17 protein-coding genes are annotated in these 21,950 nt (G+C 64.5%); 11 read left to right on the top strand and 6 right to left on the bottom strand.

Features of this window, described 5'->3' with window-relative positions; translation table 11 throughout:
- The first annotated feature begins 26 nt into the window (after positions 1-26).
- Positions 27-1,550 carry a hypothetical protein gene (locus DVB37_RS28515; RefSeq protein ID WP_162941301.1) on the top strand — a complete coding sequence of 508 codons (1,524 nt, stop codon included), beginning with the start codon at positions 27-29 and terminating at the stop codon, positions 1,548-1,550.
- Positions 1,551-1,637: 87 nt separating this feature from the next.
- Here DVB37_RS28515 and lysA read toward each other — a convergent pair whose 3' ends face one another.
- Positions 1,638-2,930: a diaminopimelate decarboxylase gene (gene lysA / locus DVB37_RS27575; RefSeq protein ID WP_120157306.1), complete on the bottom strand. Its 1,293-nt coding sequence runs from the start codon at positions 2,928-2,930 to the stop codon at positions 1,638-1,640.
- On the bottom strand, positions 2,927-3,040 hold the full coding sequence (locus DVB37_RS28820; protein WP_240434190.1) for a lipoprotein: 114 nt from the start codon (positions 3,038-3,040) through the stop codon (positions 2,927-2,929). The genes lysA and DVB37_RS28820 overlap by 4 nt, the downstream gene beginning before the upstream one ends.
- Before the next feature lie 94 nt (positions 3,041-3,134).
- Between DVB37_RS28820 and cyaY the strand changes: the two genes are divergently transcribed.
- On the top strand, positions 3,135-3,464 hold the full coding sequence (gene cyaY, locus DVB37_RS27565) for an iron donor protein CyaY (RefSeq protein ID WP_046802904.1): 330 nt from the start codon (positions 3,135-3,137) through the stop codon (positions 3,462-3,464).
- Positions 3,465-3,597: 133 nt separating this feature from the next.
- Here cyaY and DVB37_RS27560 read toward each other — a convergent pair whose 3' ends face one another.
- Positions 3,598-4,278 (bottom strand): GntR family transcriptional regulator, encoded by a 681-nt coding sequence (locus DVB37_RS27560; RefSeq protein ID WP_046802905.1) that lies wholly within the window; start codon positions 4,276-4,278, stop codon positions 3,598-3,600.
- A gap of 328 nt (positions 4,279-4,606) precedes the next feature.
- Between DVB37_RS27560 and hydA the strand changes: the two genes are divergently transcribed.
- The 6 genes from hydA (at position 4,607) to DVB37_RS27530 (ending at position 12,728) form a co-directional block, all read left to right on the top strand.
- Complete coding sequence (gene hydA, locus DVB37_RS27555) at positions 4,607-6,055, top strand: dihydropyrimidinase (RefSeq protein WP_120157305.1); 1,449 nt, start codon at positions 4,607-4,609, stop codon at positions 6,053-6,055.
- A 48-nt stretch (positions 6,056-6,103) separates the two neighbouring features.
- Positions 6,104-7,546: an amidohydrolase family protein gene (locus tag DVB37_RS27550; protein WP_046802907.1), complete on the top strand. Its 1,443-nt coding sequence runs from the start codon at positions 6,104-6,106 to the stop codon at positions 7,544-7,546.
- 68 nt (positions 7,547-7,614) lie between these two features.
- Complete coding sequence (locus DVB37_RS27545) at positions 7,615-9,219, top strand: ABC transporter substrate-binding protein (RefSeq protein ID WP_120157304.1); 1,605 nt, start codon at positions 7,615-7,617, stop codon at positions 9,217-9,219.
- 6 nt (positions 9,220-9,225) lie between these two features.
- Complete coding sequence (locus DVB37_RS27540; protein WP_104142492.1) at positions 9,226-10,167, top strand: ABC transporter permease; 942 nt, start codon at positions 9,226-9,228, stop codon at positions 10,165-10,167.
- 10 nt (positions 10,168-10,177) lie between these two features.
- Complete coding sequence (locus tag DVB37_RS27535; protein ID WP_120157303.1) at positions 10,178-11,074, top strand: ABC transporter permease; 897 nt, start codon at positions 10,178-10,180, stop codon at positions 11,072-11,074.
- A gap of 1 nt (position 11,075) precedes the next feature.
- A complete protein-coding gene (locus DVB37_RS27530) occupies positions 11,076-12,728 on the top strand; it encodes an ABC transporter ATP-binding protein (RefSeq protein WP_240434012.1) in 1,653 nt (550 codons plus the stop codon).
- Between the two features lie 58 nt (positions 12,729-12,786).
- On the opposite strand, the gene DVB37_RS27525 is transcribed toward DVB37_RS27530, so the two are convergent.
- Entirely contained in the window at positions 12,787-15,234 is a 2,448-nt protein-coding gene (locus DVB37_RS27525; protein WP_046802910.1) for a penicillin-binding protein 1A, read from the bottom strand.
- 114 nt (positions 15,235-15,348) lie between these two features.
- Between DVB37_RS27525 and DVB37_RS27520 the strand changes: the two genes are divergently transcribed.
- From DVB37_RS27520 to DVB37_RS27510, 3 genes are read left to right on the top strand one after another with little or no spacing between them, the layout of a single operon-like run.
- Positions 15,349-15,990, top strand: coding sequence for a shikimate kinase (locus DVB37_RS27520; protein WP_046802911.1), 642 nt, complete (start codon positions 15,349-15,351; stop codon positions 15,988-15,990).
- Entirely contained in the window at positions 15,987-17,063 is a 1,077-nt protein-coding gene (gene aroB / locus DVB37_RS27515) for a 3-dehydroquinate synthase (RefSeq protein WP_120157302.1), read from the top strand. The genes DVB37_RS27520 and aroB overlap by 4 nt, the downstream gene beginning before the upstream one ends.
- Positions 17,064-17,086: 23 nt before the next feature.
- Positions 17,087-18,214 (top strand): deoxyguanosinetriphosphate triphosphohydrolase, encoded by a 1,128-nt coding sequence (locus tag DVB37_RS27510; RefSeq protein WP_046803121.1) that lies wholly within the window; start codon positions 17,087-17,089, stop codon positions 18,212-18,214.
- A gap of 71 nt (positions 18,215-18,285) precedes the next feature.
- Here DVB37_RS27510 and DVB37_RS27505 read toward each other — a convergent pair whose 3' ends face one another.
- Positions 18,286-18,948: a glutathione S-transferase family protein gene (locus DVB37_RS27505; protein ID WP_120157301.1), complete on the bottom strand. Its 663-nt coding sequence runs from the start codon at positions 18,946-18,948 to the stop codon at positions 18,286-18,288.
- A gap of 62 nt (positions 18,949-19,010) precedes the next feature.
- Positions 19,011-21,866: an excinuclease ABC subunit UvrA gene (gene uvrA / locus DVB37_RS27500; RefSeq protein WP_370638738.1), complete on the bottom strand. Its 2,856-nt coding sequence runs from the start codon at positions 21,864-21,866 to the stop codon at positions 19,011-19,013.
- Positions 21,867-21,950 lie beyond the last annotated feature (84 nt).

The following is a 21,950-nucleotide window of genomic DNA, read 5'->3' as shown; positions in this document are numbered from 1 at the left end:
GTCTGATCGACCCCGGAGGACCGCGTATGACGACCGCTTCCATCACGCCACCGAGCCCGGGCACGGCTGGCATACCTGCCGCGCCTTGCCACCCGCGCCTGGCCGACCTGATGCGCTTGCCGCCGGGTCGCAAGCGCCAAGACGAGATCACCCGCATCGTCGCGGGGCTGGCCGCGTCGCTGGCGCCGTTGCACGCGGCGGGTCGGGTGCATGGCGGTATCCATCCGGGGGCGGTTGCGTTTGATGGGGGCGGGCCGTGGGACCCGATCGTCGGCAGGGCCGCAACGGGCGCGGCCACGTTGACGCCGCCGCCCGTAGCACCGGCGCCCGACGCGGAGGACGCGCCCCGGCATGCCGGATATGCGGCGTTCGAGCAATACACGGATGATCCGGCGTATGCCTGTGGGCCGTGGACCGATGTGTACGGACTGGCGGCGCTGGCTTACTTTCTGGCAACCGGCAGCGCGCCACCAAGCGCGCTGGCGCGTCGCGTGCGCGATGACTGCTTGCCGCTGGAGGAATGGGGCGCTAACGAGTACGAGAGGGCGTTTTGCGACGCGGTGGATAGCGGTTTGGCGATGACGATGCACGCAAGACCGCAAACGGCGCAAGCGTTCGCGGCAGCGATAGGAACGCCGCTGCTGCGTACGTCGCCGATATTGCCCGCGGCCTTGCCGACGGTGGCTACCCCTGCTGAGGTCAAGACGCCGCCGACCGCAGCATCGCCGCCCGGAGCATCGCAGCCCGAAGCACCGCCGCCCGCAGCATCGCCGCCCGAAGCGCGGACGGCACGCGAACTTCCGCGTGAACGCGCGCGCGTCTTGCCTTGGATCTTGGCGTGCGCCTTACTGCTGGCGGGCAGCGGGTACGCCTGGGTTCGCATGACGTCTACGCCTGTTGAACTGGCCGGTACGCCCGAGGCGTCGGCACGTATGCCCCAGGCGTCGCCTGCCGTGACAGCCTCCGCTCCCGCCCCTGCCCCCGCGCCGACCCCGGGTAGGGCGCCGGCTCCGCAGCAACCTCTGGCGACGGCGCCTGAACCGCCACAGGCTTCTCAGCCCACGCGCGCGACCCAGGCGTCGCAGGGGTCTTCGCCTGTTCCTGCAACTCAGCCATCGCAGGCTTCTCAGCCCACGCCTGCAACGCCGTCGGCTCATGTTGAAGCGGCCTCCAGCGGCGGCGCGCCTGCGCCCGCGTCTGATGGCAGTGCGAGCAATATCGACGCCGCATCCGCATCCGCATCCGCATCCGAATCCGCACCCGCACCCGCATCCGCATCCGCACCCGCATCCGCACCCGCATCCGCAGCCGCGCCCGTCTCAACCGCGCCACCCAAGGCCGCGCCTGTTTCGGTGCGTGTTGCCGTGCGTCCGTGGGGCGAAGTCTTGATCAACGGCCGTTCACGCGGGGTAAGCCCGCCCTTGCGGGAACTGTCTTTGACGCCAGGACGCTACCAGGTGACCGTGCGAAATGCGACGGCGGGCGAGCATCGGATGACCTTGACGGTTGCGGCCGACAAGCCGGCCGCGATCTCGCACGAGTTCAAGTGATACGCAAAAGTTGCGTGCCACGGAAATCGCGCCGGCGGATGACAAGCGGCTTGGCGGCGCGACGCCTGCCGCCGCCCCGGCGCGCCTTCAAGGTAGCGTGGACTCGCCCTTGAGCAGATCGTCCAGCGTCTCGCGTTGGCGCACCACGTGGTAGTGGTCGCCATCGACCATGACTTCGGCCGCGCGGGCGCGTGTGTTGTAGTTGCTGGCCATGGCCATGCTGTAGGCGCCCGCGGATTCCACCGCCAGCACGTCGCCTTGCTGGATGGCCAGTGCGCGCCCCTTGGCCAGCCAGTCCGCGCTTTCGCATACTGGCCCGACGAGGTCGTATTCGACTTGATCACCGGCGCGCGGGCGTAGCGGCTGCACGCCGTGATAGGCCTCGTAAAGCGCGGGACGCAGCAGATCGTTCATGGCGGCATCGACGATCGCGAAATTGCGCGCCGGCGAATGCTTTAGATATTGCACCGTGGTCAGCAGCATGCCGGCATTGCCCACCAGCGAACGGCCGGGCTCCAGCACCAGATGCAGATGCCCGTGGCCGCGCGCGTTCAGCCGTTCAAATACCCGGTCCAGCAACGCCTTGGGCGAAGGCGGCGTCTCGTCCGTATAGCGGATGCCCAGCCCACCGCCCAAATCCAGATGGGCGATGCGGATGCCTTCGCGTTCTAACGCATCGATCAGGTCCAGCAGCTTTTCCAGCGCATCGAAATAGGGGCTGATATCGGTCAACTGCGAGCCGATATGGCAGTCCACGCCCACGATCTCCAGGCCCGGCAGCTCCCGCGCGACGCGATAAACGTCCAGCGCCGATTCAATGGCGATGCCGAACTTGTTCTCTTTCAGGCCGGTGGAGATATAGGGATGCGTTTGCGCGTCCACATCGGGGTTCACGCGCAGTGACACCGGCGCGCGCAAGCCCATGTCCTGCGCCACTTCGGACAGGCGGCGCAATTCGTCTTCCGATTCGACGTTAAAGCATTTCACCCCGGCGACCAGCGCGTCGCGCATTTCCCAGGCTTGCTTGCCCACGCCGGAAAACACGATCTTGGAGGGCTCGGCGCCCACCGCCAGCGCGCGCTTGAGCTCGCCGCCAGAGACGATGTCAAAGCCCGCGCCCAACCGCACGAATTCCTTTAGGACCGCCAGGTTGGAGTTTGCCTTCATCCCGTAGCAGACCAGCACGGGCAGCGGCCCGATGGCGCTGCGATAGGTTTCCCAAGCGGCCTTGAGCGCCGCGCGAGAGTACACGTACAGCGGGGTGCCTAGCCCATGCGCCAGATGGTCCAGCGGCACATCCTCGGCGTACAGTACGTTATTGCGGTACTGGAAATAGGGATGGCCGGTCAACTCCGGCGGCAGGGGAAAGGCTGTCGTCATGGGATCGAAGGAGGGGGAGGGATCTGCGGCGCGGGCTGCGAACGCGACGGCGGCTTGCCGTCAGGCGTCGGCATGTATAAAGGCCCCTTGTAGCCGCATGCCGCCACCATGCCGGAGGCCACAAGCGTGGCTACAATGCGAAGAGCCATGCGGCTGAATGCCAATTGGAACACTGGGAACTCCGTAATTCTTGCAGGCTCGATTATGACCGAAACCGAATTTCTTGCGTTGATCGACCAGGTGCTGGACAGCATCGAAAGCCAGGCCGACGACTGGGCGGCTTCGCTCGACGTCGACGTGGAAACCACCCGCAGCGGCAATGTCCTGACCATGGTTTTCGAAGACAACACCCATGTCGTCGTCAACAGCCAGGCCGCCATGCAGGAACTGTGGGTAGCCGCCCGCAGTGGCGGCTTCCACTACCGCTACGACGGCCACCATTGGAACGACACCCGTGGCGGCCCGCAACTGCCGGACGCCCTGTCGCAAATCTGCTCGGCCGCGGCCGGCGTGCCGGTTACGCTGAAACTATAAAGCCGTCGTACTCGCAAAGTAACAAGGGCTGATAAGGCCGGCCGTCATGGCCGGCCCTTCAGATGCAACGAAGCCCCGGGTTTTACACCCCGGGGCTTTTCTTTATTTTCGCTTGGGGTTGGGTCAATGTGGGTCAGAACTTGAAGACTTCTTCCAGATCCACCGATTCTTCCACCGATTCCAGCTTCACGCTTTGTTCGATGTGCTCCAGGTGATGCAGCGTCAATTCCTCGGCGCGCTGGGCGTCGCGCGCCGCGATGGCTTCGGTTATCAGCTCGTGTTCGTCGTCGCGGCAGCTGGTGGCGGTGGGCAGGTTGTACAGGAAGATGACCAGGCAGGTCAGCGTGGACAGCTCGCGCATCGTGCGCGCCAGTTCGCCGTTGCCCGCTAGCTCGCTTAGAAGAATATGAAATTCGCCGGCCAGCCGGATGATGGCGCGCTTGTCGTCGCGCTTGCGGGCATCGTGTTCCAACAGCACGTGTTCGCGCAGGCGCGCCAGCTTCTCGGCAGTCAGGTTCTGCGTCAGGCGGCGCACGACGGCGGGCTCGATCAGCCTGCGCGCCTCGAAGACGTCGCGCGCTTTTTCGATGGACGGCTTGGCGACGTAGGCGCCACGCTGGGGGAAAAGTTCGACGATCTGTTCGTGGGCCAGGCGCGCAAGAACCTCACGGATGCGCGGCCGGCTGACTTCAAAGATTTCGGCCAGGCGCTCTTCGACCAGCTTGGTGCCGGGCTTGAGGCGGTTGTCCAGGATGGCGCGGTAGATGCGCTCGTAGATGCCGGTGACCGAGTTTTCGCGTTTGTCTGATGCCATGGGCTCGTTCTTGGTTTGCGCGTGGGAAGCCGGGGCGGGATCGCCGCCACGGGTAATGAGCGGTCTCTTGCCGCTTGTAGGTTGCTTATAGGCTGCACGTTGGCCGCAATTTGGCGGATGAACGTGAAGATACCCGATCATTCGCCGACATGGGCAAGGTCCAAAAGCCAGCGTCAAAAATAATGTTAACAATTTGACCTTGAAATGTATATTTCAGGGTAATCACTAGCGTAATCATTTTTGTATTCGGCCTAGAATCCGCTCACAACATGCCCATCCCGCCACGCTTTCACGGCAGGGAAAGGGCGGATCAGACGGGCTGACGCATATGACGAAGCAAGGTTTTGATCTGGTGCTGCGCGACGCGGTGCTGGCAACGGCCGGCGATACCTGTCGCGCGGATCTGGGGATCGTGGACGGCCGCATTGTGCAGATCGGCCGCGGCTTGGCGGCGGGCATGTGTGAAATCGACGTGGCCGGACGCGTGGTCACGCCGGGCGGCATCGACGCCCATTGCCACCTGGACCAGCCGATGGCGCCGCCCGTGAAGTTGGCGGATGACTTTTTCACGGGTACGCGCTCGGCCGCCTGCGGGGGCACGACCACCGTGATCCCCTTCGCGGCGCAGCGCAAGGGCGCCACGGTGCAGGCCGCCATCGACGATTACCACCAGCGCGCCGACGGCCGAGCCTGCGTGGACTACGCCTTTCACCTGATCCTGACCGACCCCACGCCCACCGTGCTGGCCGACGAGCTGCCGCGCCTGATAGCGGCCGGCTACACCTCGTTCAAGTTGTATATGACGTATGACGCGCTGAAGTTGTCCGACGCCCAGATCCTGGACGTGCTGGACGTGGCGCGCGTGCATGGCGGCATGGCGATGATTCATGCCGAAAACTCCGATTGCATCGCCTGGCTGACGCGCCGCCTGGAGGCCTCTGGCCGCACCGCGCCGCGCTTTCATGCCGTTTCGCGGCCGATGCTGGTGGAGCGCGAAGGCGCCCATCGCGCCATCGCGCTGTCCGAACTTATCGACGTTCCCATCTTGCTGGTGCACATCTCGGGCGGCGAAGCGGTCGCGCAAATCCGCGAGGCGCGTGCCAAGGGCTTGAATGTCTATGCCGAAACCTGCCCGCAATACCTTTTTCTGACCGCCGCGGATCTAGGCGTGGACGACAGCTATTTCGGCGCGCGCTGCGTGTGCAGCCCACCGCCGCGCGACAAGTCCAGCCAGGAGCAGATCTGGCAGGGGCTGGCGGACGGCCTTTTCACGGTGTTTTCGTCCGACCACTCGCCCTTCAACCTGACCGGCGAGGACGGCAAGACGCCCGGCGGCAAAGAGGTGGCGTTCCGTCATATTCCGAACGGCATTCCCGGCATCGAAACGCGCATGCCGTTGCTGTATTCGGAAGGGGTGTTGGGCGGCCGCATCAGCGTGAATCGCTTCGTGGAGCTGACCGCAACCCAGCCGGCGCGCGCCTATGGCCTGTACCCGCGAAAGGGCACGCTGGCCATCGGCAGCGATGCCGACCTGGTGATCTGGGAAGAGCGCGAGTTCACGCTCACCAATGAACATCTGCACCACGCGGTGGACTACACGCCGTACGCGGGCACGACGCTGCGGGCGTGGCCCGCGATGACGTTGTTGCGCGGACAAGTCGTTTGGGACGGCAAGCGCTTTACGGGCACGCCGGGCCAAGGAAAGTTTTTGCCGCGCGGGCTGCCCAGCCTGGCGCCGCCCAGCGCCCGCCAGGGCTCGCGGCCAGACTGGCGCTAACGCAGCGCGCCACATGGATATCCGCCCTTCATTTCAGAGGAAATAACGTTGAAGACTACCCTGATCAAGAACGCCGACGTTGTGGTTGCCTGGGACGCCTCGCGCCAGCAGCACGTCTACATGAAGAACGCCGACGTGGCCTTTGAGGACGGCCGTATCACGCACGTCGGGGCGGGGGCGCAGGCGGCCACGCCGGATGCGGAAATCGTCAGCGGCAACGGCATGATGGTGATGCCGGGCCTGGTGGACATCCACAGCCATCTGGTGCATGAGCCCATCAACAAGGGCTACACGGACGAAACCGGGTCACCGGGCCTGTACAACTCGAATCTGTACGAGTACATGCCCACCATGGAAGGCGACGACGAAGCCGCACCCGCGCAGCTGACGCTGGCCGCCGCCGAACTGCTGATGTCAGGCGTGACGACCGTGGTGGACATGTCGGTGGCACACGAGCACTGGATCGACATCATGGTGCAAAGCGGCCTGCGGGCGTATATCGCGCCCATGTTCCGCTCGGCGCGTTGGTACACGCGCAACGGCCATGTGGTGGAGTACGACTGGAACGAGAAGGCCGGCGAGGCGGGCATGGAGCGCGCGCTGGCGTTGATCGATAAGGCCGAGGCGCACGCGTGCGGCCGCCTCACAGGCATGCTGGTGCCCGCGCAGATCGACACCTGCACGCCCGAACTGCTGAAGGCCAGTCATCAAGAGGCAAAGCGTCGCGGCATCGGCTGGCAGACTCATGCCGCGCAGTCGCTGCCGGAATTTCACGAAATCACGCGCCGCCATGGCCTCACACCGGTCCAGTGGCTGCATAGCCTGGGCGTGTTGGATCCGGGCAGCATCGTCGGCCACGGCATCTTCGTGGACGACCACCCGAATACGCACTGGGGTACGGCGACCGACCTGTCCATCCTGTCCGAGACGGGCGCCAGCGTGGCGCACTGCCCCACGGTATTCATGCGCCGGGGCATGGCGCTGCGCGACTTTGGACGCTATCGCCGCGCGGGCATCAACCTGGGCATCGGCACGGACACCTATCCGCACAACATGATCGAGGAAATGCGCCACGTGGGCTATCTGGCTCGCTTGATGGCGCAAACGCCGCGCGCGGTCACCACCGGCGAAGTGTTCCACGCCGCGACGGTCGGTGGCGCGAAGGCGCTGGGCCGCGAAGACCTGGGCCGCATCGCGGTGGGCGCGCGCGCCGACCTCGTGATGGTGGACATGACGCATTACCTGATGCGCCCGTCGCGCGATCCGGTACGCAGCCTGGTTTACGCCGCTGCGGACCGCGCTGTGCACACCGTGTATATCGACGGCCGCCGCGTGCTGCACGAGGGACAGGTGCATACGCTGGATTACCGCAAGGCCGCCGAGCAGGTAGACGAGGCGCAGCGTCGCGCCGAGGCGCTGGTGCCTTCGCGCGACCTGGTGGCCGGCCGCAGCGCGCAACAGATGTCGCCGCTGTCATTCGACGTCGTGTGACCTGATCGACACTCCATCCGAAGGGCCGGCACAGGCCCAGTTCGTCCATAAAACTACAAGGGAATGACATGGCTTATCTGAATGCTGAAAGACTTGAAGCCCGCTATGGCCTGGGCCGCGTTGGCGCGGCAGTGGCTTGCGCCGCTGCCCTGGCCTGGGCGCCCGCGCAGGCGGAAACGCTGACTGTGGTGATGGCCAGCAAGCTGACGGTGCTGGACCCTGTGTTGACGGCGTCGCACCAGACGCGCAACCACGCCTACATGATCTACGACACGCTGCTGGCGACAGACGCGAACAACAAGGTCCAGCCACAGATGGCGGACAAGTGGGAGATCTCGCCGGACGGCAAGACCTACACCTTCACGTTGCGCGACGGGTTGAAATGGCACGATGGCACCGCCGTGAAGGCCGAGGATTGCGTGGCGTCGATCCAGCGCTGGGCGCAGTCGGACAAGACCGGTCGCCAGCTCATGCCGCTGGTTGCCTCGATGGACGCCATCGATGACAAGACTTTCAAGATCGTGCTGACGGCCCCTGCCGACGTGCTGTCGGCACTGGGCAAGCCCAGCGGCCTGCCCAGCTTCATGATGCCCAAGCGGGTCGCGCAAACGCCGGTGGCACAGGCCATCAGCGATTACACCGGATCCGGTCCCTTCAAGTTCGTGCAGAAGGAATTCCAGCCGGGCGTGAAGACGGTCTACGAAAAAAACACTGACTACGTGCCGCGCAAGGAAGCGCCCAGCTGGACGGCGGGCGGCAAGGTGGTCAATGTGGATCGCGTGGAATGGGTGGCGATGGCCGACCCGATGACGACTGTGAATGCCCTGCTGGGCGGAGAGGTCGATTACATCGAGACCGTGCCTTTCGACCTGGTGCCGATGGTGAAAGGTTCACCGGACCTGACGCTGCGTGTGCTGGACAAGATGGGCTACCAGCCCATGTACCGCTTTAACCAACTTAATGCGCCGTTCGACAACAAGCTGGTGCGCCAGGCGGCCATGTATGCGGTCGGCCAGGGTGACATCCTGAAGGCGCAAGTGGGCGACCCGGAATTCTTCAAGACTTGCGGCGCGGTGTTCGGCTGCGGCCTGCCGTATTCCAGCGATACGCGCGCCGACATGATCGTGCCGTCCAACATCGAGAAGGCGAAGGCGTTGCTGAAGGAGGCCAAGTACGACGGCGCGCCTGTCGTGATCCTGCATGCCACCGACATTGCCATGGCGTCCGCCATTCCCGTGGTGATGGCGCAGCAGCTGCGCCAGGCCGGCTTCAACGTGCAATTGCAGGCCATGGATTTCATGACCATGCTGTCGCGCCGCGCCAACCGCGACGTGCCCGCCAAGGGCGGCTGGAGCATTTTCGTGACCACGTGGCACGTCAGCGAAATCATGGACCCGCTGCGCAACTATGGCGTGTCCGCCAACGGCGAGAAGGCCTGGTTCGGCTGGCCGACCGTGCCTAAGGTCGAAGCGCTGCGTGACCAGTTCCTGGTGGCGGCGACGGAACCGGAACGCAAGCAGATCGCCGACCAATTGCAGGACGTGATGCTGGATGAAGGCGTGGCCGTCACACTGGGCCAGATCGAGACCGCCGCCGCTTACAGCAAGAAGCTGTCCGGCGTGTTGGAATCGCCCGCGCCGGTGTTCTGGAACATCAAGAAAGCCAGCCGGTAAGCCAGCATGTTCAGCTACCTACTCAGGCGCATCCTGGCGACCGTTCCGGTGGTGCTGACGGTGGCCGTGCTGGTGTTTTGCCTGCTGCGGCTGACGCCGGGAGATCCGGCGCTGATGCTGGCGGGCGATGCGGCCACCGAGACGCAGCTGGCCCAGATTCGCGAGCACATGGGGCTGGACCGGTCGCTGGCCACCCAGTTCCTTCTGTGGAGCGGCCAGGTGCTGCAAGGCGATCTGGGCGTGTCGCTGCATTCGGGCACGCCCGTCACCGCGATGATCGGCAATCGCGTGGGGCCGTCGCTGGCGCTGGCGCTGTCGACCATCCTGCTGTCCACGCTGATCGCGGTGCCGCTGGGTGTGTTCTCGGCGTGGCGGCGCGGCACCCGGACTGACCGGGCGGTGATGGCGTTTTCGGTGCTGGGCTTTTCGGTGCCCATCTTCGTCACCGGCTATGCGCTGATCCTGTTGTTTGCCATGAAGTTGGGCTGGCTACCCGTGCAGGGCTATAAGTCGCCTTCGGCGGGTCTTGTTGCCTTCGGCATGCACCTGTTGCTGCCCACCATCGCGCTCAGCACGGGGTTTGTGGCCCTGATCGCGCGCATCGCCCGCAGCAGCGTGCTGGAGGTGATGGGTGAGGACTTCATCCGCACCGCGCGCGCCAAGGGCATCACCGAACGCGCCGTGATGATGGCGCACGCGCTGCGAACCGCAGCCGTGCCCATCATCACCGTGATCGGCGTGAGCATCGCGTTATTGATCAGCGGCGTGGTCGTCACGGAGTCGGTCTTCAACCTGCCCGGCCTGGGGCGGCTGGTGGTCGAGTCGGTGCTGGCGCGCGATTATCCGCTGATCCAAGGGCTGATCCTGCTGTTCTCGCTGGTCTACATCGGGGTGAACCTGACGATCGACGTCCTGTATTCGGTGTTCGATCCGCGCATCCGTTATTGAAGGAACCTGCATGTCTACTTCCATACACTCGATCGCGGGTGGGGCCGGCGCTGCGCCCGCCATCCGCAAGCGACCCGCGTCCGCGCTGGTGCGCACGCTGTCCACGTGGCCGGTCATGGCGGCACTGGCTGTGCTTGGGGTCATCGTCCTGGCCGCGATCTCGGCCAATCTGCTGGGGCTGGCCGATCCCATGGCCATCGATCCCATGCAGCGCCTGAAGGGCTTTTCCGCCGAGCACTGGTTTGGCACCGATGCGTATGGCCGCGACGTGCTGTCGCGCGTGGTCCATGGCGCGCGCATTTCGTTGATGATCGGGGCGGGCACGGCCGTGGCCGCGTTGATACCCGGCTTGGCGCTGGGCGTGGTCGCGGGCTACTTTCGCTCGGCGGACATGGTCATCATGCGCGTCATGGACGGCATCATGTCCGTGCCCGGCATCCTGCTTGCCATCGCGCTGGTGGCGGTGACGGGCGCCAGTATGTTGACCGTGCTGATCGCCATTGCCGTGCCCGAGTTTCCGCGCGTGGTGCGCCTGGTACGCGGCCTGATCCTGAGCCTGCGCGACGAACCCTATGTGGAAGCCGCCATTTCGCTGGGCACGCCCACGCACGTGCTGATGCGGCGCCATCTGGTGCCCAACACGGTGGCGCCGCTGATCGTGCAGGGCACTTTCATCTTTGCATCCGCGATGCTGTCCGAGGCGGTCATGAGCTTTCTGGGCGTTGGTATGCCGCCCGAGTTTCCGTCCTGGGGCAACGTGATCGCCGAAGGCCGGATGTACTTCCAGATCAAGCCCGAGCTGATCCTGCTGCCGGGCATGTTCCTGGCGCTGACCGTGCTCAGCGTGAACATGCTGGGCGACGCCCTGCGCGACGCCCTTGATCCCAAGATGGCGCGAAGGGTCTGACATGAACAATTCCACAATGCCCGTGCTGCAAGTGCAGAATCTGTCGGTGACGCTCGTCGGCACGCCGGCGGATGAGCCGCGCCACGTGGTCGAAGGCATCAGCTTCGACATACACGCCGGCGAAACACTGTGTGTGGTCGGAGAGTCCGGATCGGGCAAATCCGTCACGTCGTTTTCGGTAATGGGCCTGTTGGCGCCGGATGCGCTGCGGCCCAGCGCGGGCCGCATTCTGCTTGACGGCGAAGACGTGCTGGCGTGCACGCCGGAGCGTCTGCGTGAGCTGCGCGCCACCCGCATGTCCATGGTCTTCCAGGAGCCCATGACGGCGCTCAATCCGGTGCGCACGGTTGGCTGGCAGATCGACGAGGTACTGCGCACCCATAGCGCGATGGACGCGGCCTCGCGCAAGCGCAAAATCCTGGACATGCTGGAATCGGTGCGCTTGCCTGAGGTGGAACGTATCTACCAGTCCTATCCACATCAGCTTTCCGGCGGACAGCGCCAGCGCATCGTCATCTGCATGGCGCTGATCCTGAACCCCAAGCTGCTGATTGCCGACGAGCCCACCACCGCGCTGGACGTGACCATCCAGAAGCAGATCCTGGCGTTGATACTGGAACTGCAGAAGTCGCACAACACCGCGGTGCTGTTCATCACGCACGACTTTGGCGTGGTGGCGGAAATCGCGGATCGTATTGCGGTGATGAACCGCGGAAAGCTGGTCGAGGTGGGGACGCGCGATGAGGTGCTGGCGCGTCCGAAAGAGGCTTATACGCGCATGTTGGTGTCATCGGTGCCGGGCCTTGCGCCGTCCGCTCGGCAGGCGCCCGAAGGCGAACCTGTGCTGGTGGTCAACGGTCTGCAAAAAACCTACAACGAGCGCGGCTTCTTCAAGGCAAAGCGCGCGGTGCACGCCGTGCGCGACGTCAGCTTCACACTGCGCAAGAAAGAGATCGTCGGCATCGTGGGCGAGTCGGGGTCCGGCAAGTCCACGCTGGCGCGCTGCATCGCTCGCTTGATCGATCCCAGTTCCGGCAGCGTGCGTCTGGACGGCACCGAGATCGCCACGGCCAGCAAACGGCAATTCCATCCTGTGCGCAAGCGCATCCAGGTGGTGTTCCAGGACCCGTACCGGTCGCTGAATGCGCGCATTCGCGTGGGCGATTCCATCATCGAGGGCATGCGCAACTTCGGTGTGCCGCAAGATGAGGCGCAAGCGAGGGCGATCGAACTGCTGGATATTGTCGGGCTGGGCGCGGACACCATGGAGCGCTATCCGCATCAGTTCTCGGGCGGGCAGCGCCAGCGCATCTGCATTGCGCGCGCGTTGGCGCTGCGGCCCGACATCCTGATCGCCGACGAGGCGGTTTCGGCGCTGGATGTGTCGGTGCAAGCACAGGTGCTGGAACTGATCGAAGACATACGTGCCCGCACTGACACCGCGGTGCTGTTCATCACACACGACCTGCGCGTGGCGGCGCAGATATGCAATTCGATCGTCGTGATGAAGTCGGGGCAGATCGTCGAGGCGGGGGAGGCGGCTGCGGTGCTGACTCGACCGCAGGATGGCTACACGCGCCAGCTGCTGGATGCCGCGCCGGGTCGGCATTGGGATTTCAAGCGGTTCAGGCCGGCGCAAGCGGCGTTGCAGTGAGCCGCCGGGGCCTACCCAAAAACTGAAAGGCCGGCCTATCCAGGCCGGCCTTTTTTCGTCAGAACGGGATCTTCTGCGACCACGGAGCCGCGTTTTGCGTTCCCACGCCCGGCGCCACCTTGATCTTCGTATCCGGGCTGCTGCTGCCGCCCAGGCCGTTCAGGAACTCGCCCAGGGTGTCGGCTTCGGCCAACCCCAGACGGGCCACGGCCTGTCCGGGCGGGAATTCAGAGAAGTAGAACTCGCCGTTTTCCACGATCAGGCCATCGGGGCGGGGGCGCGGCTTTTCTTCCGGCACGCCCTTGAGCACGTCTTGCATGTAGTCGACCCAGATCGGCATGGCGACGCCGCCACCGGTCTCGCGCGAGCCCAGCGATTTGGGCTGGTCAAAGCCCAGCCACGCCGTTGCCACCAGGTTCGGTGTGTAGCCCGAGAACCAGGCGTCCACGGATTCGTTGGTGGTGCCGGTCTTGCCGGCGATGTCGTTGCGCTTGAGCAGTGCGCGGGCGCGCGCGGCCGTGCCGTAGGTGGCCACGCCGCGCAGGATGTCGTCCATGACCCAGGCGGTGCGCGGGTCGATGGCGCGGGCAGCCGCGTCGCCGGCCACCACGGGCTTGGACTGCATGATGACCTTGCCGCTGCTGTCGGTGACGCGGTCGATCAGGTAGGGCGTGACGCGGTAGCCGCCGTTGGCGAATACCGAGAACGCGCCGGCCAGTTGCAGCGGCGTGACACTGCCTGCACCCAGGGCCAGCGGCAGCACGGCCGGTTGGCGTGCCTTGTCGAAGCCGAAGCGGGTCAGGTAGTCCTGTGCGTACTGCGGGCCAATGGCTTGCAGGATGCGGATCGACACCATGTTCTTGGACTTGTACAGGCCCTGGCGCAAGGTCAGCATGGGCTCGTACTGATTGCCGTAGTTCTTGGGGTTCCAGGCCTTCGAGCCGGTTTGCGCCGCCGTCAGTTCGAACGGCTGGTCGGAAATCTGCGTGGCGGGCGTCAGGCCGCGCTCCAGGGAGGCCGCGTAGATGAACGGCTTGATGTTCGAGCCCGGCTGGCGCCACGCTTGCGTTACACGGTTGAAATTGCCGCGATAGAAATCGAAACCGCCGACCATCGCGCGGATGGCGCCATCTTGCGGCGACAAGGCGACGAAGGCGGCCTGCACCGACGGCAGGTTGATGATTTCCCAGTTGTCGCCGAACTTGCGGATGTAGACCACCGAGCCGCGCTTGATGCGCTGTTCGGGCTTGGCCTTGTCATTGAGCGCGCGGGCGACGACGCCCAGCACCTTCTTGTCGGTGACGGTGATGATCTCGCGCGAGCTGCGCGCCAGCTTCACTTCGGTGGGGCTGGCCGACAACACCAGGGCGGTCAACAGGTCGCCGCTATCGCTGAATTTGTCGAACACGCCGTCCAGGAATTCATCCAGCGCGGCCGGATTGTTTTCGGTGCCCGGGGGCAGGTCCAGTTGCTCTTCGGGGCCGGGGTAGGGCGCGCGACGCGTGTATTCCAGCACGCCTTCGCGCACGGCGCGATACGCGGCTTCCTGGTCCTTGGACTGCACGGTGGTGTAGATGTTGATGCCGCGCGAATAGACGTTGTCCTGGTAGACGTTGTAGAGCAGCTGGCGTGCCAATTCCGCCACGTATTCGCCGTGAATCGAATAGCCGCCCGCCGGCGTGCCTTCCGCCGACTTCATGATGATGGGCTGCGCCATCGCCTGCTTGTATTCCGGCTCGGTCAGATAGCCCAGCGACTGCATCCGGCCCAGCACGTAACGCTGGCGCAGTTCGGCGCGGGGGCGGTTCGAAATCGGGTTGAAGCGCGAAGGCGCCTTCGGGATGCCGGCCAGCATGGCGGCTTCGGCCGGGGTCACTTCGGACAAGGGCTTGCCGAAGTACGTGCGCGACGCGGCGGCGAAACCGTAGGCGCGGTGACCCAGGTAGATCTGGTTCATATAGAGCTCAAGGATCTGGTCCTTGGTCAGCTCGGACTCAATCTTGAACGTCAGCAGCAGTTCGTAGAACTTGCGCGAATAGGTCTTTTCCGACGACAGGTAGAAGTTACGCGCCACCTGCATCGTGATCGTGCTGGCGCCCTGCGTCTTGGACATGTTGATCAGGTTGGTCAGGCCCGCCCGCACCACGCCCGTCCAGTCGATACCGCCGTGCTGGTAGAAGCGGTCGTCTTCGGCCGCCAGCACCGCCGACTTCATGACGTCGGGGATTTCATTGAAACGCAGCACGTTGCGGCGTTCTTCGCCAAATTCCCCGATCAGCACGCGGTCGGCCGTGTACACGCGCAGCGGCACCCGCGGGCGGTAGTCCGTCATGGCGTTCAGGTCGGGCAGGTTCGGCCAGGCCAGCGCCAGCGCCATTCCGGCCAGCAATACGCCGCACAGGAACAGGCCGGCAAAGAGGATGCCGGTTTTTACGAAGAATCGCAGGATCGGGGAGCCGCTCTTGGCGGGCTTGTCTTTCTTGGAGGAATTCTGGGGCTTGCTCATCGCGGCGATTTTACGGGTATCTCCGGTCCCATCTCAGCGCGAGGGATCGGTTTCTGTAACAAGATTGTTCTGTGTGGTGCGCGGGCAACTGGCGGCAGATGTGATAATGCCGACATGAACTTTTCCGCCCACTCATGTCCGGAGGCTGACCCGGACCCAGCGCCCTCCGACCAGGGGCCTGACCACGTGCCTTGCGCCATCGAGTGCACAGGCAAGACCGTGCCATTGCCGCATGACCTGCCCGTGTTCCTGGTGGGAATGATGGGCGCGGGCAAGACCACCATAGGCCGAAGCCTGGCGCGTGCGCTGGGGCGCGAGTTTATGGATCTGGATCATGAGCTCGAGGCGCGTTGCGGCGTTCGGGTGCCGGTTATCTTCGAAATCGAGGGCGAAGCCGGTTTTCGTCGCCGAGAGTCCGCCGCCTTGGAGGAGTGTACCCAACGGCGCAACATTATTCTTGCTACCGGTGGCGGCGCCATCCTGGCAAGTGAAAACCGCCAACGCCTGCGCGAGCGCGGAATCGTCATCTATTTACGGGCCAGCGTGGACGAATTGTTCCGCCGTACCTGCCGCGACCGCAACCGCCCGTTGCTGGCCACCGCCGACCCGCGCGGCACCCTGCGGGATCTGATGACCCTGCGGGAACCCCTCTATAAAGAAGTCGCCGACCTGGTCGTGGAAACCGGGGCCATGCCCATTCACACGCTGGTCAAGGCGCTGCTGCCGCAATTACAAGCCTTCGAGAAGCGCATATGAACGTTGTTGACGTCGACACCCCGGGCGGAAGCTATCCGATCCACATCGGCCCCGGCCGCCTTGATGCCCTGGACCAGTGCATTCCCGCCGACGCCACCGCGATTGCGGTCGTGACCAACCCCACGGTGGCCGCCCTGTACGGCGAGCGTGCCGAGGCCGCGTTGGCCCGCACGGGCAAGCGCGTGCTGCGCATTGAACTGCCTGATGGCGAGGCCTATAAAGACTGGCAATCGCTGAACCTGATTTTTGACGCCTTGCTGACGCATCGCCTGGACCGCCGCTGCGTGCTGGTGGCGCTGGGCGGCGGCGTCATCGGCGACATGACCGGGTTCGCCGCCGCCGTCTACATGCGCGGCGTGCGCTTCGTGCAAGTGCCCACGACGCTGCTAGCCCAGGTGGATTCGTCGGTAGGCGGCAAGACCGCCGTGAACCATCCGCTGGGCAAGAACATGATCGGCGCGTTCTATCAGCCGGTGGCTGTCGAAATCGACACCAACGTGCTGAACACCTTGCCCGCGCGCGAAGTGTCCGCCGGCTTGGCCGAAGTCATCAAGTACGGCCTGATCCTGGACCCGGACTTCTGGACCTGGTGCGAAGACAACGTGCAAAAACTGCGCGCGCTGGATCCGCAGGCCGTCGCCTACGCCATTCGCCGCTCTTGCGAACTGAAGGCGCAGGTAGTCGGCAAGGATGAACGCGAATCCGGCCTGCGCGCCATCCTGAACCTGGGCCACACCTTTGGCCACGCCATTGAATCGGGGCTGGGCTACGGCGCCTGGCTGCATGGCGAGGCCGTCGGTTGCGGCATGGTGCAGGCGGCTGAGTTGTCGGCCGATGTGGCCGGTTTCCAGCGAGCCGACGTGGAACGCGTGCGCGCGCTGGTGGCGGCTATCGGCTGCCCCGTGGTGGCGCCCGATCTGGGCGCCGACCGCTGGCTGGACCTGATGCAGGTCGACAAGAAAACCGAAGGCGGCTCGATTCGCTATGTGCTCATGCCGCGCATAGGCCAAGCGCTGATGCGCGCGGCCCCGGATGAGGCGGTGCGCGCCGTCTTGTTCCGAACCACCCAGTAACCGCGATGGAGACGGTGTTGCAGATGAAAGAGCTGGCTTCCTACGCATCCGACCCGTCCCAATCGCGCGGTCGGGCCTATGCCGAACCACCGCCCGAAAACCGGACCGAGTTTCAGCGTGACCGCGACCGCATCGTCCATTCCGGCGCCTTTCGCCGGTTGGAATACAAGACGCAAGTGTTCGTCAACCATGAAGGCGATCTGTTCCGCACGCGTCTGACGCACAGCCTGGAAGTGGCGCAGATTGCGCGCACACTGGCTCGCAGCCTGGGGTTGTCCGAAGACCTGACCGAAGCCATTTCGCTGGCGCACGATCTTGGCCACACGCCCTTCGGCCACGCCGGCCAGGACGAACTGAATGCCTGCATGCGCGAGCTGGCGCCCGAGGCCGGCGGCTTCGAGCACAACCTGCAAAGCCTGCGCGTGGTGGACGAGCTTGAAGAGCGCTACGCGGATTTCAACGGGCTGAACCTTTGCTTTGAAACGCGCGAAGGCATCCTCAAGCATTGCTCGGCCGCGCATGCCCGCCAGCTGGGCGATGTGGGCGAGCGTTTCCTGAACCGCACGCAGCCGTCCCTGGAAGCGCAGCTGGCCAACCTGGCCGACGAAGTGGCCTACAACAACCACGATATTGACGACGGCCTGCGTTCAGGCTTGATCACGCTGGAACAGCTGCAAGACGTGTCGATCTTCGAACGCCACCATGCCCAGGTGCTGGACCGCTATCCCGGCCTGGCGCCACGCCGCGCGGTGGCCGAGACGATCCGCCGCATGATCAACACCTTGATTGTCGACCTGACGCAAACATCGTTGGCTCGCATTCGTGACGCGGCCCCGACCAGCGTTGATGATGTGCGCCGCGCACCGCCTTTGGCCGGTTTCTCGGACGAAATCCGGCGCGAGGCCGACGCACTGAAGAAGTTCTTGTTCGACAACTTGTACCGGCATTACCAGGTGCTGCGCATGACCGCGAAGGCGCGCCGCATTGTGCGCGAGATGTTCGCGGCGTTCCTGGATGATCCGCGGCTATTGCCGCCCGACTACCGGCGTGAGGCATTCAATGAACAGGCCCGCGCCATTTCGGATTACATCGCGGGCATGACCGACCGCTACGCCATTCGCGAGCATAAGCGGCTGTTTGAAATGGGCTAAGCGGTGCCGCTGGCGTTGACGGGCTGCCGGGCCGTGGTGCGCGCCCCGTTGCGCCCGTCAGTTGTGCCCGTTCAGCGATGCGTGCGGTACGGCTCGTCTTCCGGCACGAACGTCGCTTCCGCATGCGCGTCGCGCATCCATTCTTGCATGGCGGGCAGCGCAATCACCGCGTCCATGTAGTCGCGCACGGCGCCCGTCGCGGCCACGTTGTAGGTGGTAAAGCGCGACACCACCGGTGCATAGAACGCGTCGGCAATCGAAAATTCACCGAACAGGAACGGGCCGCCCTGGCCGAACTTGGCGCGCGTGTCGCGCCAGATGGCTTGCACGCGTTCGATGTCTTGCTGCGCGGCCTGGGGCACGTCGATGTCCGGCAGATGCGCTTCGATATTCATGGGCATCGTGTTGCGCAGCGCCGTAAAGCCGCTGTGCATTTGCGCCACAATCGACCGCGCCCGCGCGCGCGCCTTTGCGTCCTTGGGCCACAGGGCCGCGTCGGGGTGCTGTTCAGCCACGTATTCGCAGATGGCCAGCGAATCCCACACGGCGAAGTCGCCGTCCAGCAGCACCGGCACCAGCCCGGCGGGCGACACCGCCGCCACTTGTCGCGTGAACGCTTCCGTGAAGAACCCGAGCTTTTGCTCGTTAAATTCGATGCCCGTCGCACGCAGCGCCAGCCAGGGCCGCAAGGACCACGATGAGTAATTCTTGTTGCCGATGATCAGGGTGTACATGGTGCGGTTTCTGCCTTAAGGTGCGCGTCGATTCGGTGCGCGTCGATTGGGTGCCCGTCGATTTACCGGCCTGCGTTGCGGCGCAGCAGCTTGCCCAGGTATTGCCCGGTGTGGCTGGCCTTTGTATTGGCAACAACCTCGGGCGTGCCTTGTGCCACGACATAGCCGCCGCCGTCGCCGCCTTCCGGGCCCATGTCGATCAGCCAGTCCGCCGTTTTGATGACGTCCAGGTTGTGCTCGATGATCAGCACGGTATTGCCGCTGTCGACCAGCTGGTTCAGCACTTGCAACAGCAGTTCGATATCGCGGAAATGCAGGCCGGTGGTGGGTTCGTCCAGGATGTACAGCGTGCGCCCGGTGCTGCGGCGCGACAGCTCCAATGACAACTTCACGCGTTGCGCTTCGCCGCCCGACAAGGTGGTGGCGCTTTGACCCAGGCGAATGTAAGACAGGCCGACATCGATCAGCGTATGCAGCTTGCGTGAGATCGCGGGCACGGATTCGAAATATTCCAGCGCCTGCTCAACCGTCAGGTCCAGCACTTCGCTGATGTTGCGGCCCCGGTAGCGGATTTCCAGCGTTTCGCGGTTGTAGCGCTTGCCGTGGCACACGTCGCAAGGCACGTACATGTCAGGCAGAAAGTGCATTTCAACCTTGACCACGCCGTCGCCCTGGCACGCTTCGCAGCGGCCACCCTTGACGTTGAAACTGAACCGGCCCGGGTCATAGCCACGCGTACGCGCTTCCGGCACGCCGGCAAAGAGCTCTCGGATCGGGGTGAACAGTCCGGTGTAGGTTGCCGGGTTGCTGCGCGGCGTGCGGCCGATGGGGCTTTGGTCGACGCTGATGATCTTGTCGAAATTTTCCAGACCCTGCATCGACACGTAGGGGGCGGGTTCGCTTTGCGCGTGATGCAGCTGGCGCGATACGGCAACCGCCAACGTGTCGTTGATCAGTGTGGACTTGCCGGAACCGGACACGCCCGTGACGCAGACAAGGCGGCCGGCCGGCACGCGCAGTTCTACGTCTTTGAGGTTGTTGCCGCTGGCGCCGGTCAAGGTCAGCCACGGCAGTTCGTCGTTGACCGGACGGCGCGGTGGAATTGCGATCTCGCGTGCGCCGCTCAGGTACTGGCCGGTCAGCGAGTTCGGATCGCGCTGCACCGTTTCAGGATCACCCTGCGACACGACTTCGCCGCCGTGCTCGCCCGCGCCCGGACCCATGTCGACCACCCAGTCCGCCATGCGGATCATGTCTTCGTCGTGCTCGACGACGATGACGCTGTTGCCCAGGTCTCGCAGGTGTTGCAGGGTGCCGATCAGGCGGTCGTTATCGCGTTGGTGCAGGCCGATGGATGGCTCGTCCAGCACGTACATGACGCCGGTCAAACCAGAACCGATCTGGCTGGCCAGGCGTATGCGCTGGGCCTCGCCGCCCGAGATGGTGTCGGCGCTGCGGTCCAGCGACAGATAGTTCAAGCCCACGTTGTTCAGGAAACTGAGCCGCGCCTCGATTTCACGCACGATGCGCTGCGCGATTTCCTGCTTGGCACCCGTCAGGCTCAGGTCACGGAACCAGGCCAGGCAGCTGGACAGCGGCATGGCCTCGACTTCATAAATGGCTTGGCCGTGGCGCTCGCCGCCGCGGGGATCGTGGCCGATCAGCACGTTGCGGGCTTCGGGGCGCAAGCGCGAGCCGGCGCAGTCCGGGCAGGTCTTGATGTTGCGGTACTTGCCCAGTTCTTCCCGTACGGTCGCGGAATCCGTTTCGCGCCAGCGGCGTTCCAGGTTCGGGATGACGCCTTCGAATGTGTGGCGCTTGACGGTGCTGCGGCCTTTCTCGTTCAAGTAGAGGAACGAAATTTCTTCTTCGCCCGACCCGTACAACACCTTGTCGCGCAGGGCTTCGGGCAGGTCTTCAAACGGGGCTTCAATATCGAATTCGTAATGCGCCGCCAGGCTGCTCAGCAGCGAATGCGTGAAGGCGTTGCGGCGGTCCCAGCCCCGGATGGCGCCGGCGGCCAGGCTCAGTTCAGGAAAGGCCACGACCCGCTTGGGGTCGAAAAAGCCCACCTGGCCGATGCCGTCACAGCTGGGGCAGGCGCCCATCGGGTTGTTGAAGCTGAACAGGCGCGGTTCCAGTTCGGGCAGGCTGTGGCTGCACACCGGGCAGGCGTAGCGGCTGGAGAACACCTGCTCGTGTTCGCTGTCCATGTCCAGCGCCAGCGCGCGCCCATCCGCCAGTTGCAGCGCGGTTTCGAAGCTTTCCGCCAGGCGCTGCTTGCTTTCCGGCTTGATGCGCAGCCGGTCGATGACGACGTCGATGTCGTGCTTTTCGGTTTTCTTCAACGGCGCCATGCCGTCGATTTCCATCAGTTGGCCGTCCACGCGCAGCCGCACATAGCCTTGCGCCTGCAAGCTGGCGCATTCGTCCTCGAAGCTGCCTTTTTTGCCGCGCGCAATGGGCGCCAGCACGGCCAGGCGCGTTTCGGGCGTCCAGCCCAGCACCGCGTCGACCATCTGGCTGACGGATTGCGCCTGTAGCGGCAGGCCGTGATCGGGGCAGTAGGGCGTGCCGACCCGCGCATACAGCAGGCGCAGGTAGTCGTGGATTTCGGTAATGGTGCCGACGGTGGAACGCGGGTTGTGGCCCGCGGCCTTTTGCTCAATAGAGATGGCCGGCGACAACCCTTCGATCAGGTCGACGTCCGGCTTGTCCATCAGCTGGAGAAATTGGCGGGCATACGCGGACAGGCTTTCCACATAACGTCGTTGGCCCTCCGCGTACAGCGTATCGAACGCCAGCGAAGACTTGCCGGAGCCGGACAAGCCGGTGACGACCACCAGTTTGTGGCGCGGCAGGTCCAGCGAAACGTTCTTGAGGTTGTGGGTGCGTGCACCCCGTATGCGTATTGTCACGTCGATCGGGTGTCCATCAGGCTCTTTTAAGCGGTTTCAAAGGCCAACTTGTTACTATAGCGCGCCGAAACCTCCCGCGTTCAA

Source organism: Achromobacter sp. B7, from assembly GCF_003600685.1.
In the GTDB taxonomy this organism is placed as follows: domain Bacteria; phylum Pseudomonadota; class Gammaproteobacteria; order Burkholderiales; family Burkholderiaceae_B; genus Achromobacter; species Achromobacter spanius_B.
The sequence above is the reverse complement of the archived record's forward strand: the minus strand, read 5'-3'. Positions and strand labels throughout refer to the sequence as shown.

Bases quoted from the DNA above. Each gene is read 5' to 3' on its own strand.
- DVB37_RS27540 (WP_104142492.1), top strand. From the start codon at position 9,226: ATGTTCAGCTACCTACTCAGGCGCATCCTGGCGACCGTTCCGGTGGTG.
- DVB37_RS27510 (WP_046803121.1), top strand. From the start codon at position 17,087: ATGAAAGAGCTGGCTTCCTACGCATCCGACCCGTCCCAATCGCGCGGT.
- aroB (WP_120157302.1), top strand. From the start codon at position 15,987: ATGAACGTTGTTGACGTCGACACCCCGGGCGGAAGCTATCCGATCCAC.
- DVB37_RS27535 (WP_120157303.1), top strand. From the start codon at position 10,178: ATGTCTACTTCCATACACTCGATCGCGGGTGGGGCCGGCGCTGCGCCC.
- cyaY (WP_046802904.1), top strand. From the start codon at position 3,135: ATGACCGAAACCGAATTTCTTGCGTTGATCGACCAGGTGCTGGACAGC.
- DVB37_RS28820 (WP_240434190.1), bottom strand. From the start codon at position 3,040: ATGGTGGCGGCATGCGGCTACAAGGGGCCTTTATACATGCCGACGCCT.
- DVB37_RS27530 (WP_240434012.1), top strand. From the start codon at position 11,076: ATGAACAATTCCACAATGCCCGTGCTGCAAGTGCAGAATCTGTCGGTG.
- DVB37_RS28515 (WP_162941301.1), top strand. From the start codon at position 27: ATGACGACCGCTTCCATCACGCCACCGAGCCCGGGCACGGCTGGCATA.
- DVB37_RS27560 (WP_046802905.1), bottom strand. From the start codon at position 4,278: ATGGCATCAGACAAACGCGAAAACTCGGTCACCGGCATCTACGAGCGC.
- DVB37_RS27520 (WP_046802911.1), top strand. From the start codon at position 15,349: ATGAACTTTTCCGCCCACTCATGTCCGGAGGCTGACCCGGACCCAGCG.
- DVB37_RS27525 (WP_046802910.1), bottom strand. From the start codon at position 15,234: ATGAGCAAGCCCCAGAATTCCTCCAAGAAAGACAAGCCCGCCAAGAGC.
- DVB37_RS27545 (WP_120157304.1), top strand. From the start codon at position 7,615: ATGGCTTATCTGAATGCTGAAAGACTTGAAGCCCGCTATGGCCTGGGC.
- DVB37_RS27505 (WP_120157301.1), bottom strand. From the start codon at position 18,948: ATGTACACCCTGATCATCGGCAACAAGAATTACTCATCGTGGTCCTTG.
- lysA (WP_120157306.1), bottom strand. From the start codon at position 2,930: ATGACGACAGCCTTTCCCCTGCCGCCGGAGTTGACCGGCCATCCCTAT.
- hydA (WP_120157305.1), top strand. From the start codon at position 4,607: ATGACGAAGCAAGGTTTTGATCTGGTGCTGCGCGACGCGGTGCTGGCA.